The sequence below is a fragment of the Sphingobacterium sp. T2 genome (assembly GCF_000814685.1).
GTDB lineage: Bacteria > Bacteroidota > Bacteroidia > Sphingobacteriales > Sphingobacteriaceae > Sphingobacterium > Sphingobacterium thermophilum.
Genome location: NZ_JXAC01000268.1, coordinates 1 through 739, shown reverse-complemented (window position 1 = coordinate 739; position 739 = coordinate 1). Strand labels below are relative to the sequence as shown.

The window sequence follows — 739 nt, the reverse complement described above, 5'->3', positions numbered from 1 at the left end:
TCGATTTCTCCCATAAATATTTTACAAGGTATACCGAAGATGGCTGCTGCCGTAGCGGTAGCCACGCCATGCTGACCTGCTCCTGTCTCGGCAATGATTTCTGTAGCTCCCATCTTTTTTGCCAACAGAATCTGACCTATGCAATTGTTTATCTTGTGAGAACCCGTATGATTGAGATCTTCGCGCTTCAGATAGATTTTGGAGCCCACATAGTCACTTAAATTTTTTGCGTAATATAAGGCGGAAGGGCGGCCGACATAGTTCTTTAGGATGTAGATAAATTCTTTGTTGAATTCTTCTTTAGCGGCTTGGTCGTCAAAAAATTCCGCTAGTTTTTTCAGCTGAGGCTCCAAAACAGGTGTACGTAGGAACCTCCATATTCGCCGTACGTGCCATCATATTGAAGCATTCGGGGATTAGGTTTAACGTCGATCATTGTTTGTTAGGTTTAAAATTCATTAAAATGTTGTACGCATATAAACCTAAGATTTTTTGATGTTTTTTGAAATAAGATTTTAAGGAAAATAGTTGTTAATTTTGTCGCATGGCAAAGATGTTCAATAATATCGAGGATTTGATCGACGAGATGGTATACTGCTTTAACGAGCGGGTGATGTTCAACCTATTGGAGGAGCGCGATATTATTTCGGTTTTGCCTATAGAAGAGGCGGATAACAGTCTTCGTCATAGATTTCGAAGAAAACCACAAGGTCTTGGCAGACTTCTTCGAAATCTATGA

General features: G+C 40.1%; 2 protein-coding genes. One reads left to right on the top strand and one right to left on the bottom strand.

All coding sequences use genetic code 11. The features are described 5' to 3' along the window. Positions 1-353 (bottom strand): pyridoxal-phosphate dependent enzyme (locus tag SD31_RS13920; protein WP_197053739.1); only part of this gene is annotated, 353 nt, incomplete at its 3' end. A gap of 191 nt (positions 354-544) precedes the next feature. Between SD31_RS13920 and SD31_RS13915 the strand changes: the two genes are divergently transcribed. Further along, positions 545-739, top strand: a complete 195-nt coding sequence (locus SD31_RS13915) for a hypothetical protein (protein ID WP_039054564.1) — start codon at positions 545-547, stop codon at positions 737-739.